The sequence below is a fragment of the Actinokineospora sp. PR83 genome (assembly GCF_021056305.1).
In the GTDB taxonomy this organism is placed as follows: Bacteria; Actinomycetota; Actinomycetes; order Mycobacteriales; family Pseudonocardiaceae; genus Actinokineospora; species Actinokineospora spheciospongiae.
The window spans coordinates 58,378-72,222 of sequence record NZ_JAJCXD010000002.1; the positions used below are offsets into that span (position 1 = coordinate 58,378).

Here is a 13,845-nt window from a genome sequence, read left to right on the forward strand (position 1 = left end):
CGGGCCCCGGTTCAGGGCAGCCGGAAGTACGCGCGGATCGTGGTGCCCGCGTTCCCGGTGTGGACGCGGACCAGGTCGGCGATGCTGTGCACCAGCCACAACCCGCGCCCGGACGGCTGGTCCACGGTCAGCGGGCGGGTCCCGGCGAGCGGGTCGGTGAAGCTGCCGGTGTCGCTGACCGAGCAGACGAGCCGGTGCCCCTCCCGCCACACCGCGAGGGTGCACCGCCCGCCGCCGTGGGTGAGGCTGTTGGCCACGAGTTCGGAGAAGACCAGTTCCAGGTCGGGCACCCGGTCCCCGGGGAGGCCGAGGTCGGTCGCCAGGAGGGTGATCACCCCGCGCAGGGGGCGGATCTCCGCGGCGGTGGTGACCGCGTGGACGGTCGCGTGCGGCACGTGGGGCAGCGGGTGGTTGTGGGTGACCAGCACGTCGTGGGGCGCGTAGCGGTCGCTGGCGCCGCGCGCCCCCCGGGCCCAGACCTCCGGGTGGGTGGCGCGCGCCTCGGCCAGGACGTGCGGGTCGAGGGCCGCGGCGTCGTAGGGGCAGAGGATGGTGGCGTCGCGGTCGGCGAACGCGAGGTTGATCAGCGCCTCGTGCCGGGCGCAGGCCGGGTACTCGGTGGCGTCGCGGCCCGGCCAGATCGGTTCGCCGACGATGCGCACCCGCCTGCCCGGGTGCCGGTCGGCGAAGTGGCCGAGCACGGTGGCCAGGATGCGGCCCGGGTTGCCGCCCGCCACCGTCATGTCCCGCGCCCACACCTGTTCGACGTACCCGCCCAGGGCGTCGCGCAGCAGCTCCAGCCGCCGGGTCGGCACGGCGACGGCGACCGGCTCGCCCGCCTCCACGCCCTCGACGACGAAGGGCACCAGGGTGTCGAGGTAGTCCGCGTCGTCGTCGTAGAAGAAGGCGGGGTGGGTGAACGCGGGGGAGGCGTGTCGGGTCATGCGGGCAACTCCACGCGCACGTTGTCCAGTCCCAGCAGGTCGGTGATCCGGGCGACCCCGGGGTGGGCGGTGCGCAGGACGAGCCGCGCCCCCCGGGACCGCGCGTGCTCGGCGAGGGTGATCAGGTTGCGGTGGTCGACGAACTCCAGGCCGGTGGCGTCGAGGGTGATGGCGCCGTCGCGGACCGGCAGGTCGGCCAAGTCGAGCACGGGATCCAGGTGGTCGGCGCCGCACAGGTCCAGATGCCCGCCCAGGGCCGCGGCGCAGTCCGGCAGCGCGGACCCGTGCAGGCGGAAGCCCGCGGTGTCGGAGTTGGCCTGCGCGTGCATGACCGCCAGCCGGGTGATGGTGTCCTCCCCGAGAATCCCCTGGTCGTAGCCGCAGAGGGCGGAGAAGGGCCGGGTCGTCATGTACCGGTCGATGAGGTGCTCGTACCGGGTGAACGCCGCCGCCTGCGGGGCGGTCCGCACCAGGGGGGTCACCTCCGCGGCGACGCGCAGGCCCGCGTACCCGGCGGCGATCGCCTCGTCGGTGGCCGTGGCGTACCGGTGGACCTGCTCGTCGGGCTCGATCACCGCGCTCTCGGCGTAGGCGGAGCCGATGGAGGTGACCTGGAGGTCCCCCTCGTCCAGGGCGCTGTCGAGCCGGGGCGAGCGGCGCAACCCCTCGACCGCCTGCGCCGCGTCGTCGGCGGAGACCACGTACATCGGGCGCAACCCGAGCCGCAGGCCGTCGGCGAGGAAGTCGCGGGCGTGGCGGCGGAACTCGGCCGGGTCGCGGTAGCGCCAGCACGCGTGCGCCTGCGGCCCCAGGCCCCGGGTGCCCTCGACCACCCCGGCTGCTCTCATGGGCACAGCGTAAGCCACCCCGGCGGGCTCGTCCCCGGTCAGGGAACCCGCATCGGCACGTCCCCGACCCGCAGGCTCACCCGCCGTGCGCAGCAGCACTCGCAGCCGCAGGACCACCCGCGCCTCCTACCGGAACGGCGGGGCGCTGAGCCGGTCACCCAGCAGCGACTCCGGTCGCCGCACCCGGTTCCGGGCCGCGTGCCCACCGGCGACCGCGTGCGGGCGGACCGCGGGGTCCGCCCGGCTCGCGGCCGCCAGCGCCGTCGCCTCGGCGCGCAGCCCGCACTCGGCGGGCGTGGGTGGTGCCGGAGGTACACCGCAGGTACGCCACGGCGTCGAGGTCCGGTTCGGCCGGACCGGTTCCCGGCCCGCGCCCGGCCACGAACCCCGCCACCGCCTCCAGCCCGGTCCACGTGGTCGGCACCAGTTTCGGCGCGCAGTCGACCAGCGCGACCACCAGGGTGTCGTTGTGGCGGGCGGGAACAGCGGCACCGCGACCAGCCCGGCGCGCGGCACCGCCAGGAACGCCGCCGCGTGGGACGGCGACTGCTCCAGCAAGACCGCCACCCGCGCCGCGATCGAATCGACCCGGTCGCCCCCGAAACACTCACCGGGATCAGCGCACGGGGCGACACCGTGCTCAACGGGGTGCGCGTTCACCCCGCGGCGCACCCCGTGGCGCACAATGGCGCCGTGCCCCCCACTCCTTGCCCCTGCGGAACCGGCCTGCCCCTCGCGGACTGCTGCGGTCGCGCCCTGTCCGGCACCGCCCCCGCGGCCACCGCCGAGGCCCTCATGCGCTCCCGCTTCACCGCCTTCGCCGAGGGCGACGCCGACTACCTGCTGCGCAGTTGGCACCCCGACACCCGCCCGCGCCGGGTCGAGCTCGACCCCGACCAGCGGTGGGTCCGGCTGGAGGTCCTCGAGCGCACCGGCGGCGGCCTGTTGCACGCCGAGGGCACCGTGGAGTTCCGCGCGCACTACATCGAGGGCGCGGGCCAGGGTGTCCTGCACGAGAACAGCCGCTTCGTCCGCAGCGACGGGAATTGGGTCTACTGGGGAACCGTGCGCTGATACGGTCCCCGGCGTGGCACGTGAACGCCGTCCTTCCGCCAAGTACGCGGTGTAGCTCCGCGGACTCAGCCCGCCGGTGACAACCGGCGGGCCGGTTCGCCCTGCTCGCCCACCGGAAGGAAATCCGTGTTCCGCCCACGTCCGACGGCCGTGCTCGCCGTCGTCCTGCTCTCGACCGCCGTCTTCCCCCTCACCATCACCGGTTCCTCCGCCGCGCTGCCCGACATCGCGACCTCGCTGTCCGCGGGGCCGGGCGCCACGCGCTGGGTGGTGACCGGCTACAACGCCGCGTTCGCCGCGTTCCTGGTGTTCACCGGCTCCCTCGCCGACGTCCTCGGCAGGCGCCGCTGCCACCTGGCGGGAGTGGCCCTCTTCGCCGCCGCGGGCCTGGCCAGTGCCCTCGCCACCGACGTCGTCGTGCTCGACGCCCTGCGCTTCGCGGGCGGGGTCGGCGCCGCGGCGGCCGTCACCGGCGGCGGCTCGATCCTCGCCGAGACCTTCACCGGGGCCGCCCGGGCCCGGGCCTTCGGCCTGCTCGGGACCGTCCTTGGCGCCGGTCTCGCCTTCGGCCCCACGATCGGCGGCCTGCTCGTCGACCACCTGGGCTGGCGGGCGGTGTTCGCCGTGCCGGGGGCGCTGGCGGCCCTCGTGCTCGTCTGCGCCCCGCTGCTCCCGGTCCTCCCCGGCGACTCCCGCCGCCGCGTCGACTGGGCCGGGGCGGCGCTGTCGACCGCGGCGCTGCTGGTGGTGATCGTCGCGGTGTCGGAGGCGGCGTACTGGTGGCTCGTGGTGGTCCCGCTGCTCGGCGCCGTGTTCGCCCGGGTCGAGCGGCACCGGCCCGACCCGCTGTTCGACCTGGGGCTGCTGCGCAACCGGCGGTTCACCGCGCTGTCGGCAGCGGCCGGGTCGTTCATGGCCGTGCTGGTGCCGCTGCTGGTGTACCTGCCGTCGTACCTGATCTCCGTGGTGGGGATGACCGCGGGCGAGGCCGGGCTGTGGCTGCTGCTGCTCACCCTGCCCACGGTGGTGCTGCCCCCGCTCGGGGCGCTGCTGGTGCGGGCCGTGCCCGTGCCCGCCGTCGTGGTCGGGTCGCTGCTGGTGACCGGCGCGGGCGCGCTGCTGCTGGTCACCGCGGTCCCGCGCCCGGGACCGTGGATGGGTGCGTTCGTGCTGGTCGGCGCCGGTGTGGGGCTGACGACGGGCCTGCTGGACGGGCTGGCGCTCGGCGCCGTCCCCGGCGAGCAGGCGGGCGCGGCGTCGGGCATGTTCAACGCGGCCCGGCTCGGCATGGAGACGGTGGCGTTGGCCGCGGTGGGCCCGCTGCTGGCCGCGCTCGGTGGCGGGGCGCTGGTCGGCACCGGCGGGCTGCGGGTGGTCGGCGCGCTGCTGGGCTGCTTCGCGGCGGTCGCCGCCGGGGTCGTCGGGTGGACCTGGCACAATGGTCGGTCGAACACCGGTTTCGGTTCACCCCGCGACGGGGACCCGACGACCACCTGACGAGGAGAGAACCATGAAGAGCGGCATCCACCCGGAGTACGCGCCCATCGAGGTCACCTGCAGCTGCGGCGTCAAGTTCACCACCCGCAGCACCAACACCTCGGGCTCGCTCTACGTCGACATGTGCTCGAACTGCCACCCGTTCTACACCGGCAAGCAGCGCATCATGGACACCGGCGGCCGGGTCGCGCGCTTCGAGAAGCGCTACGGCAAGCGCCAGAAGTAAGCGCTTCCGCCAGACTCACCGAACGGCGCCCGCCTCGACCGAGGCCGGGCGCCGTTCGCCGTCCGGCGGGTCCGACCGGGAACCGGGACGCCCGCGGATCCGACCACTGGACGGGGGGTGAGGGGGTGCCGGGCATGACGTGGGCGGAACCGTCCCAGCTCGACCGGTTGCTCGACGCGGTGCTGGTCGTGGTGGCCGACAAGGGCTACGCGGCGGCGACGGTCGGAGACGTGGTCGGGTTGGCCGCGGTGTCGAAGCGGACCTTCTACCAGCACTTCGACGGCAAGGAGTCCTGCTTCGTCGCCGCGCACGACCGGGCGGTGGCCCGGGTGCGGGCCCGGCTGCGGGCCGCCGTCGCGCCGCTGCCCGCCGACGACTGGGCGGGCCGGGTGCGGGTGGCCTGGCAGACCTTCCTGGGCACCCTGTCGGTCCGCCACGCGGTGGCCTGGTCGCTCTACGTCGAGGGCCCGCGGGCGGGCGAAGCCGCGGCGCGGCGGGGGATGGCGGCCAACCTGGTCTTCGCCGAGGCGTTCGCCGAGCTGCACCGCAGAGCCCGGCAGCGCGACCCGGCGATCCGCAGGCTTCCCCCCGACGTGTTCGAGCTGTACGTCGGCGGCGCCGTCGAACGCATCCGCCGAACCCTCTACACCGACGGCGTCCGCGCCCTGCCCCAGCTGGTGGAGCCACTGGTGCAGACGGCGTTGATCTTCTTCGAACCCGCCCCGGTCCCCGGCATCGACTGCCTCGCGGGCTGATCGCCCGCCGGTTCTGTCGGTCCCCCGCGGCACACTCCTCCCGATCCCCCAGGAGGCCCCATGCCCTTCGCCGACGAACTCATCGGCACACCGACCGCCCGCGCCCTGACCACGGCCATCCGCGCCGCCGCCCCCACCGCCCGGCTCACCGCACTGCGCGCCGCACCAGGGCGGTTCGACGCGCTGAGCCTGCGCGAGCGCAGCGACCTGCTGCGCGACGCGCTGCTGGCGGACCTGCCCGGTGACTACGCCACCTTCGCCGCCACCATCCGCGCCGCCCGGGACGGGGACGAGCCGTTCGCGGGCTGGCTGATCTGGCCGGTCACCTCCGCCGTGGCGGCCAAGGCCGTCGCCGAGCGGACCGACACCGCGTTCGACGACGCGCTGGCGCTGCTGGCGGAGCTGACCCCGCGGCTCACCTCCGAGTTCGCCCTGCGCCCCCTGCTCGACCACCACCCCGACCGCGCCCTGGCCACCATCACCACCTGGACGACCTCGCCCGACCCCCACGTGCGCAGGCTGGCGTCGGAGGGCACCCGACCGTTCCTGCCGTGGGCCAGACGGGTCCCCGCCCTGCTGGCCCGCCCCGGGATCACCCTGCCGATCCTGCACGCGCTCCACCGCGACGACAGCGAGTACGTCCGCCGCTCGGTGGCCAACCACCTCAACGACCTCAGCAGGGACCACCCGGACCTCGTCGTCGACACCGCAGCCGGGTGGCTGGCGGAACCGGACGGCAACACCCCAGCCCTCGTCCGCCACGCGCTGCGCACGCTGGTCAAGCGAGGCCACCCGGAAGCGTTGCGGCTCCTGGGGTTCGCCCCGGTCGACGTCGACACCACCGGACCGGAGCTGTCCGCGTCCTCGGTGCCCTTCGGCGGCACGATCACCTTCCGCGCCTCCATCGTCAACACCGAACCCACCCCGGTCCGCATCGCCGTGGACTACACGGTCCACCACCGCAAGGCGAACGGCGGCCAGACCGGCAAGACGTTCAAGCTCACCACCCGCACCCTCGCCCCCGGCGAACGCCTGGACATCACCCGCGACCACTCCTTCCGCCCCATCACCACCCGCCGCTACCACCCGGGCGAACACGGCCTGGAACTCCACGTCAACGGCAACTCCACCGGTCGAGCCGACTTCACCCTCCTGCCGCCGCGGGAAACCTGAGCAGCACCGAACCCCAGCGGTGGACGGCGGGCACCGAGCCCCGCCCCCGGATATCCGCTGGACCGGATGGTCTCCGCGTCCGGATCGTGGGAGTCGGTGCGGGTGGTCTGGACGGGGGTCCTAGGGTCTGGGCATGAGCAGCGTGGAGCGGGTGGAGGCCCTTCCGCTGATCGACATCTCGCGGTTCCGGGGTGCCGGTCGGGAGGGGTTCCTTGAGGAGTTGCGGTGGGCCGCGCACGAGGTCGGGTTCTTCTACGTCGTCGGGCACGGGGTGCCCGGGGCGGTGACGGACGGGATCTTCCGGGTGGCGCGGGAGTTCTTCGCGCTGCCGCAGGAGCGGCGGCTGGCCATCGAGAACATCCACTCGCCACAGTTCCGGGGGTACACCCGCACCGGGTACGAGTTCACCGGCGGCACCCGCGACTGGCGCGAGCAGGTCGACATCGGCCCCGAGCGGACCCCCGTCGCCGCGCCGGAGCACGACTGGCAGCGGCTGGTCGGGCCCAACCAGTGGCCGGAGGACCTGCCCGAGTTCAAGCGGACCGTCCTGGCCTGGCAGGACGAGGCGCTGCGGGTGAGCCGGGAGGTGCTGCGGGCGCTGGCCGCCGCGCTGGGCGCCGACGAGGGCTACTTCGACCGGTGGTTCGACGAGGAGGCCTCGACCCACGTCAAGGTCGTCCGCTACCCCGGCCGCCCGGCCGGCGACGCCGAGCAGGGCGTGGGCGCGCACAAGGACTACGGCTACCTGGCCCTGTTGCAGCAGGACGACGTGGGCGGGTTGCAGGTGCAGGGCCCCGACGGGTCCTGGATCGACGCCACCCCCGTGCCGGGCAGCTTCGTGTTCAACATCGGCGAGATGCTGGAGATCGCCACCGGCGGCTACCTGACCGCCACCCGGCACCGCGTGCTCAGCCCGCCCGCCGGTGTCGAGCGCTTCTCCGTGCCGTTCTTCCTCGGCCCGCGCCTCGACGCCGTGGTGGAGCCCCTCGAACTGCCCGCCGACCTCGCCGCGGAGGCCCGCGGGGTCAGCGAGGACGCCGACAACCCGCTGCACGCCGCGTTCGGGGAGAACGCCCTGGTGGGGTGGCTGCGGTCGCACCCGAAGGTGGCTCAGCGCTGGTGGTCCGACGTGCTGGCGGCCCGCGCGTGACCCACCGGTTCGAGACCCGCCAGGTCCACGCGGGCGCCCAGCCCGACCCCGCGACGGGCGCGCGGGCGACCCCGGTGCACCTGTCCACGTCCTTCGTCTTCCGCGACGCCGAGCACGCCGCCGCCGCGTTCGCCCTGCAAGACCTGGAGACGCACGCCTACTCGCGGCTGTCCAACCCGACGACCGCCGTGGCCGAGGCGCGCCTGGCCGACCTGGAGGGCGGGGCGGCGGCGGTCGCGGTGGCCAGCGGGCAATCGGCGACCGCCCTGGCGGTGCTGAACCTGGCGCGGGCTGGCGAGCACGTCGTGGCCGCCTCCTCCCTCTACGGCGGCACGCACACCCTGCTCGCGCACACCCTCGACGACCTGGGGATCACCACCACCTTCGTCGACGACCAGGACGACCCGGCCGCCTGGCGGGCCGCGACCCGCCCGAACACCCGCGCCTACTACGCCGAGACCGTGGGCAACCCGCGCGGCAACGTCCTCGACATCGCTGCCGTCGCCGACACCGCGCACGCGGTCGGGGTGCCGCTGGTCGTCGACAACACCGTGCCCACGCCGTACCTGTGCAGGCCGATCGAGCACGGCGCCGACGTGGTGGTGCACTCGACCACCAAGTTCCTCGCCGGGCACGGCACGGTCATCGGCGGCGCGGTCGTCGACAGCGGCCGGTTCCCGTTCGCCGCCGACCCCGAGCGCTGGCCGCAGTTCTCCCGGCCCGACCCGACCTACCACGGCCTGGCCTTCGGCGACTTCGGCGAGCTGGCCTACTGCCTGCGGCTGCGCACCCGCCTCGTCCGCGACCTGGGCCCGGCGGTGTCGCCGCTGAACTCGTTCCTGCTGCTCAACGGCATCGAGACGCTGTCGCTGCGGTTGGAGCGGCACGTGGCCAACGCGACCGCCGTGGCCCGGTGGCTGCACGAGCGGCCCGAGGTGCGGGCGGTGCACTACGCGGGCCTGCCCGACAGCCCGTGGCACGCCGCGGCGCAGCGGTACCTGCCGCTGGGCGTGGGCGGGGTGCTGGCCTTCGAGCTGCCCGACTTCGACGCGGGCCGCCGGTTCGTCGACCGGCTGACCCTGTTCAGCCACCTGGCCAACATCGGCGACCTGCGCAGCCTGGTGATCCACCCGGCGTCCACCACGCACGCCCAGCTCGACGAGGAACAGCAGCGCGCCGCCGGGGTCACCCCCGGGCTGGTTCGGTTGTCCGTCGGCATCGAGGGCACCCAGGACCTGCTGGCCGACCTGAACCAAGCCCTGTCCCGGTGACGAGGAGTACCACCATGCGCCCCCTGCTCTGGATCCCCGCCGCCGTCGTCGCGCTCGCCGCGACCACGGTCGCCTGCGGCACCGGTGGTGACCCCGGCGGCCCGGCCACGACCGCCACCCAGGCCGCCACCCCGCCCGACGACCGGCTCGACCTCGGTGCCACCGTCGACGTGCGGCTGATCCTCGAACCGGTCAGCCTCAACCCGTTCTCCACCTCCGGTGTCGCGGTCGACCAGCTCCTGCTCGACAACGTCTACGAGGGGCTGGTCAGCGCCGACACCGCGGACGGCGACAAGATCGTCCCCCGGCTGGCCACCTCCCACGAGGTCTCACCCGACGGCCTGTCCTACACGTTCACCCTCACCCCGGACGCCAAGTTCCACGACGGCTCCGCGCTGACCTCCGCCGACGTGGTCTGGTCGCTGCAGCAGCAGATCGCCCCCGGCTCCAAGGCGCTGCGCGCGGCCGAGTTCGCCTCCGTCGCCGCGGTGTCCGCGCCGGACCCGACCACGGTCAAGATCGACCTCAAGCAGCGCGACACCTTCCTGCTGTGGAACCTCACCCAGCGCGGCGGGATCGTGTACAAGAAGGACACCGACTTCGCCACCCTCGACGCGAAGGACAACGGTTCCGGCCCGTACACCATCGCGAACTGGAACCGCGGTGCCGACATCACCCTGGCCCGCAACGACTCCTACTGGGGTGCGAAGCCGAAGAACGCCAAGGTGGTGCTGCACTACATCCCCGAGCCCAGTGCGGCGAACAACGCGCAGACCACCGGGCAGACCGACGTGCAGACCGCGGCCGACGCGACGCTGCTGCAACCGTTCACCGCCAACCCCGGCTTCGCCGTCCTCAAGGGAACGACGACCGACAAGTTCACCCTGGCGCTGAACAACAAGCGGGCACCGTTCGACAACCCCGACGTCCGGCACGCGTTCCGCCAGGCGATCAACAAGAAGGACGTCATCGCCGCCTACGGCGCGGGCATCCCCATCGGCGGCCCGGTTCCGCCGCAGGACCCGTGGTACACCGACCTCACCGGAACCGACGCGCACAACCCCGAGGGAGCCAAGGCCCTGCTGGCCAAGGCGGGCCACGCGGGCGGCCTGGCGGTGACCCTGGACATCCCCAACGTCTACCCGCGCGCCATCGCCGACGTGCTGGTGTCGAACCTCAAGCAGGTCGGCGTCACCCTCACCGTCCGCCAGGTCGAGTTCCCCACCTGGCTGACGCGGGTGTTCACCAACCACGACTACGAGCTGAGCATCGTCGACCACGCCGAGGCCCGCGACATCGGCAACTACGCCAAGCCCGACTACTACTTCGGCTACGACAACAAGCAGGTCCAGGCCGACTACGCCGCCGCCCGCGCCGCCGCCTCCGACGGCGAGCGCGACGAGCTGCTGCGCAAGGTGGCCAAGCAGGCCTCCGACGACGCCGCCACCGACTGGTTGTTCGTCAACCAGACGCACACCGTCGTGCGCACCGGCGTCTACGGCGTGCCGTCGGCGGAGACCACCAACCGGTTCCCGCTCAGCGGCATCGCGGTCGGCAAGTGACCTTCTGGCTGCTGCGCCGGGTCGCGCTGTTCGCCGTCTCGCTGCTGGTGGCGAGCGTGCTGGTGTTCGCCCTGCTGCGGCTGCTGCCCGGCGACGTGGCGGCCACCATCGCGGGCACCGACGCGACCCCGCAGCGGCTGGCGGCCATCCGCGCCGAACTGGGCCTGGACCGGTCGCTGCCCGCCCAGTACGGCTCGTGGCTGGCGGGGGTGCTGCGCGGCGACTTCGGCACCTCGCAGCTCAACGGCGCCTCGGTGAGCGCGGAGCTGGGGCGCAAGCTGTCGGTGACCGCGCCGCTCGTGCTCGGCGGCGCCCTGCTGGCGGTGCTGGTCGCGCTGCCGTTCGGGGTGCTCGCCGCGGTGCGCAACCGGACGTTCGTTGGCACCGGGATCAGCGCGGTGTCGCAGGTCGGGATCGCGGTGCCGACGCTGTGGCTGGGCCTGGTCCTGGTGCTGGTGTTCTCGGTGCAGCTCGGCGCGCTGCCCGCGCAGGGCTTCCCGGTCGACGGCTGGGCCGACCCGGGGTCGGCCGCGCGGAGCCTGGTGCTGCCGTGGGTGGCGCTGGGGCTGACGGAGGGGGCGGTGCTGCTGCGGTTCGTGCGCTCGGCGGTGCTCGGCGTGCTGCACTCGGACTTCCTGCGCGCCGCCAGGGCCAAGGGGTTGACCAAGGGGCAGGCGCTGCGCGCGCACGGGTTCCGCAACGCCGCGCTGCCGGTGGTGTCGGTGCTGGGCGTGCAACTGGCGACGCTGATCGTGGGCGCGGTCGTGGTGGAGCGGGTGTTCACGCTGCCGGGGGTGGGCAGCATGCTGGTGGTCGACGTGGGCAACCGCGACCTGGTGAAGGTGCAGGGGGAGGTGTTCCTGGTGGTGGCCGCCGTACTGGTGATCAGCCTGCTGGTGGACGTCGCGCACCGGCTGATCGACCCGCGGCTGCGGGAGGTCCGGTGACCGCCCTGCGGGTCCTGCGGCTGGTCGCGCGCCGCCCGACCGGGGCGTTCGGGCTGGTCTGGTTGGGGCTGCTCGCGGTCGGCGGGGTGCTGTCGCTGTTCTGGACGCCGTTCGACCCGCAGCAGACCGACCCGGGCAGCGCGTGGCTGCTGCCGTTCACCGACGGGCACGTGCTGGGCACCGACCGGATCGGGCACGACCAGTTCAGCCAGTTGCTGGTCGGCGCGCGGGAGACGCTGGTCGTGGCGGTCTGCTCGGCGCTGGTGGCCGCCGTCGTGGGGCTGGTGCTGGGGCTGGTCGCCGCCCTGGGGCCGCGCTGGGTCGGGTTCTCGGCCGTGGCGCTGATCGACATCCTGGTGGCGTTCCCGACGCTGCTGCTGGCCATGGTGCTCGCCGCGGTCTACGGCAGCTCGCTGGGCACGGTCGTCGTCGCCATCGGCATCGGGTTCGGTGTGGCGGTCGCCAGGGTCGCCCGCGCGGAGATCACCGCCGTGCGGGGCACCGACTACGTGCTCGCCGCCAGGGTCGGCGGCGCCGGGACCGGGCGGATCATCCGCCGCCACCTGCTGCCCAACATCGCCCCGACGCTGATCGTGCAGCTATCGCTGGTCATGGCGCTGGCGGTGCTGGTGGAGGCCGCGCTGACCTACCTCGGCTACGGCAGCGCGCCGTCCTCGCCGTCCTGGGGCGGGATGCTGCACGAGCAGCAGGCGCACATCGCCGCCCGGCCGCTGCTGGTCATCTGGCCCGGCCTGGCCGTGGCGCTGACCGTGCTGGCGTTCAACCTGCTCGGCGACGCGCTGCGCGAGGCCACCGACCCGAGGCTGGTGCGGACCCGATGAGCCTGCTGACCGTGCGCGGCCTGACCGTGCGCCTGGGCGGCAAGACCCTGCTCGACGGCATCGACCTCGACCTGGGCGCGGGGGAGCGGCTGGGGCTGATCGGCGAGTCCGGTTCCGGCAAGTCGCTCACCGCGCTGGCGGTCCTGGGGCTGCTGCCCGACGGCGCCGAGGTCGGGGGCAGCGTCCGGCTCGACGGCACCGAACTGCTCGGCCTCGACGACCGGCGGATGTCGCGGGTGCGCGGCGAGCGGATCGCCATGGTCTTCCAGGAGCCGCGCACCGCGCTGAACCCGCTGATGCGCGTGGGCAGGCAGGTGGCCGAGCCGCTGCGCCGCCACCGCGGCCTGTCCAACCGGGCCGCCGCTGCCCGCGCGGTCGAACTGATCCACAGCGTCGGCCTGCCCGACCCCGAGCGCGCCGCCCGCGCCTACCCGCACCAGCTCTCCGGCGGCCAGCTCCAGCGCGTCGGCATCGCCACCGCGCTGGCCTGCGACCCGGCCCTGCTGCTCGCCGACGAACCCACCACCGCCCTCGACGTCACCGTGCAGGCCGACGTCCTCGCCCTGCTCGACCGGCTCGTGGACGAGCACGGCACCGCCCTGCTGTTCATCACCCACGACCTCGCCGTCCTGGCCAGGGTCGCCCGCCGGGTGCTGGTGCTCGGCGGCGGGCGGGTGCTGGAGGAGGGCACCCTCACCGACGTCCTGCGCGCCCCGACCCACGACTACACCCGCACGCTGCTCGCCGCCGCCCGCGCCACCTCGTTCACCCGGGAGACCTGATGCTCACCGCCGAGGGGCTCAACCGCACCTACCGCCTGCCGCGGCGGTCGCTGTTCGGGGCGCCGGGGGAGCGGCACGCCGTGCGCGACGTCAGCCTGGCGCTGGCACCGGGGGAGCGGCTGGGCGTCGTGGGCGAGTCCGGGTCGGGCAAGTCGACGCTGCTGCGGCTGCTGCTGGCCCTGGACCGGCCGGACTCCGGCGCGGTCACCTTCCGCGGCCGGGCCGTGCACCCCACCGGGGACCTGCGCTGGTTCCGCCGCGAGGTGCAGATGGTGCCGCAGGACCCGTACGGCTCGCTGGACCCGAGGATGCGCGTCGGCGACAGCGTCCGCGAACCGCTGGAGTGCCTGCGGGTGCCCGGGGACCACCGGGCCCGCGTCGCCGAGCTGCTCGCCGCCGTGGGCCTCGACGCCGACGCCGCCGGGCGGTACCCGCACGAGTTCTCCGGCGGGCAGCGCCAGCGCATCGCCATCGCCCGCGCGCTCGGCCCGGAACCCGCGGTGCTGCTCGCCGACGAACCGTTCTCCGCCCTGGACGTGGCCGTCCGCCTCCAGGTCACCGCGCTGGTGCAGGACCTGGTGGACCGGCTCGGGCTGGCGCTGGTCCTGGTCTCGCACGACATCGGCGTGGTCCAACAGCTCTGCGACCGGCTGCTGGTGCTCAAGGACGGCGTCGCGGTGGAATCCGGGGCCACCGCCGACGTCCTGCGCGCGCCGTCGCACCCGTACACCCGGGCCCTGCTCGACGCCGTGCCCCGGCTCCCGGAGGTCTGAT

At 74.3% G+C, this 13,845-nt stretch carries 14 protein-coding genes; 12 read left to right on the top strand and 2 right to left on the bottom strand.

What is annotated here, in order from left to right:
* Positions 1-11 precede the first annotated feature (11 nt).
* Together L6E12_RS00535 and L6E12_RS00540 are read right to left on the bottom strand one after the other, a co-directional pair.
* Positions 12-944 (bottom strand): anti-sigma factor RsbA family regulatory protein, encoded by a 933-nt coding sequence (locus tag L6E12_RS00535; RefSeq protein WP_236225856.1) that lies wholly within the window; start codon positions 942-944, stop codon positions 12-14.
* The gene (locus tag L6E12_RS00540; protein ID WP_236225857.1) at positions 941-1,792 is read right to left on the bottom strand and encodes an MEDS domain-containing protein; all 852 of its coding nucleotides are present in this window, start codon (positions 1,790-1,792) and stop codon (positions 941-943) included. Before L6E12_RS00540 ends, L6E12_RS00535 begins: the two co-directional genes overlap by 4 nt.
* A gap of 693 nt (positions 1,793-2,485) precedes the next feature.
* Between L6E12_RS00540 and L6E12_RS00545 the strand changes: the two genes are divergently transcribed.
* From L6E12_RS00545 to L6E12_RS00600, 12 genes are all read left to right on the top strand, one after another.
* Positions 2,486-2,866, top strand: a complete 381-nt coding sequence (locus L6E12_RS00545; protein WP_236225858.1) for a YchJ family metal-binding protein — start codon at positions 2,486-2,488, stop codon at positions 2,864-2,866.
* A 126-nt stretch (positions 2,867-2,992) separates the two neighbouring features.
* Complete coding sequence (locus L6E12_RS00550) at positions 2,993-4,363, top strand: MFS transporter (RefSeq protein ID WP_236225859.1); 1,371 nt, start codon at positions 2,993-2,995, stop codon at positions 4,361-4,363.
* Positions 4,364-4,376: 13 nt separating this feature from the next.
* Positions 4,377-4,589 carry a 50S ribosomal protein L31 gene (rpmE, locus tag L6E12_RS00555; RefSeq protein ID WP_035285903.1) on the top strand — a complete coding sequence of 71 codons (213 nt, stop codon included), beginning with the start codon at positions 4,377-4,379 and terminating at the stop codon, positions 4,587-4,589.
* 134 nt (positions 4,590-4,723) lie between these two features.
* Entirely contained in the window at positions 4,724-5,344 is a 621-nt protein-coding gene (locus tag L6E12_RS00560; RefSeq protein ID WP_236225860.1) for a TetR/AcrR family transcriptional regulator, read from the top strand.
* Positions 5,345-5,404: 60 nt separating this feature from the next.
* A complete protein-coding gene (locus L6E12_RS00565) occupies positions 5,405-6,517 on the top strand; it encodes a DNA alkylation repair protein (protein ID WP_236225861.1) in 1,113 nt (370 codons plus the stop codon).
* Positions 6,518-6,650: 133 nt separating this feature from the next.
* Complete coding sequence (locus L6E12_RS00570; RefSeq protein ID WP_236225862.1) at positions 6,651-7,667, top strand: isopenicillin N synthase family oxygenase; 1,017 nt, start codon at positions 6,651-6,653, stop codon at positions 7,665-7,667.
* The gene (locus L6E12_RS00575; RefSeq protein WP_236225863.1) at positions 7,637-8,938 is read left to right on the top strand and encodes a PLP-dependent transferase; all 1,302 of its coding nucleotides are present in this window, start codon (positions 7,637-7,639) and stop codon (positions 8,936-8,938) included. Before L6E12_RS00570 ends, L6E12_RS00575 begins: the two co-directional genes overlap by 31 nt.
* A 14-nt stretch (positions 8,939-8,952) precedes the next feature.
* Positions 8,953-10,500, top strand: coding sequence for an ABC transporter substrate-binding protein (locus tag L6E12_RS00580; RefSeq protein ID WP_236225864.1), 1,548 nt, complete (start codon positions 8,953-8,955; stop codon positions 10,498-10,500).
* Positions 10,497-11,447, top strand: coding sequence for an ABC transporter permease (locus L6E12_RS00585; protein ID WP_236225865.1), 951 nt, complete (start codon positions 10,497-10,499; stop codon positions 11,445-11,447). Before L6E12_RS00580 ends, L6E12_RS00585 begins: the two co-directional genes overlap by 4 nt.
* Positions 11,444-12,289, top strand: coding sequence for an ABC transporter permease (locus tag L6E12_RS00590; protein WP_236225866.1), 846 nt, complete (start codon positions 11,444-11,446; stop codon positions 12,287-12,289). The genes L6E12_RS00585 and L6E12_RS00590 overlap by 4 nt, the downstream gene beginning before the upstream one ends.
* Positions 12,286-13,071, top strand: coding sequence for an ABC transporter ATP-binding protein (locus tag L6E12_RS00595; protein ID WP_236225867.1), 786 nt, complete (start codon positions 12,286-12,288; stop codon positions 13,069-13,071). Before L6E12_RS00590 ends, L6E12_RS00595 begins: the two co-directional genes overlap by 4 nt.
* Positions 13,071-13,844: an ABC transporter ATP-binding protein gene (locus L6E12_RS00600; protein ID WP_236225868.1), complete on the top strand. Its 774-nt coding sequence runs from the start codon at positions 13,071-13,073 to the stop codon at positions 13,842-13,844. The genes L6E12_RS00595 and L6E12_RS00600 overlap by 1 nt, the downstream gene beginning before the upstream one ends.
* Position 13,845: the final 1 nt, after the last annotated feature.